We start from the raw sequence: 581 nt of genomic DNA, 5'->3' as shown, positions 1-581 counted from the left end.
GCAACAGGCACAGAGCGATTTACTGAACCTGCAGCAATACGCCCAACGCCTGGCCCTCCTGCAATCAACCCTGCCACCGCCTGAAAGCCGCGCTTTACCGTTAACAACGCTGATTGAACAATCGACCATGCGTCATCGGCTAACGCCGACGGCGATAACGCCAGACCCCGAAGAAGATGCGCTGAGCATCACGTTGCCGCCGCTGCCTTTCAGCAAGTTGATTGCCTGGCTAGCTGATTTACAACGCGAACACGATATTCAAGTGCAAACTTTGCAGGTAACCCCCCTGCCGTCCCCCGGAGTGGTCCGCGTGGATGTTTTGCGTTTGCAGCGTTTGTTCTCTCAGTAATCGCACTGGAGTCACTCATGTTATATATATTCAACAGCGTCAGTTGGCCTTTATTCGCCAGCCTGCTCGGTTTGTGCATCGGTAGCCTGCTGAACGTTGTTATCTACCGTTTACCGCTGATGCTAAAACAGCAAGATGAGCGCTATTTTATTCACTGCCTGAGCCAATTCCAGCCACAGCAAATGATCAACACGGCCAAGGTACCTGCGCGATTTAACCTTTTCTTGCCCCG

At 52.7% G+C, this 581-nt stretch carries 1 protein-coding gene and 1 pseudogene; both read left to right on the top strand.

Annotated features, from left to right (window positions below; all coding sequences use genetic code 11):
- Positions 1-349 (top strand): type II secretion system protein GspM (gene gspM / locus CVN76_RS04775; protein ID WP_198512480.1); only part of this gene is annotated, 349 nt, incomplete at its 5' end.
- A 17-nt stretch (positions 350-366) separates the two neighbouring features.
- A pseudogene (locus CVN76_RS30855) lies at positions 367-581 on the top strand (prepilin peptidase); the annotation flags it as partial.

It is taken from the genome of Bacillus sp. mrc49, from assembly GCF_002803435.1.
The sequence above is the reverse complement of the archived record's forward strand: the minus strand, read 5'-3'. Positions and strand labels throughout refer to the sequence as shown.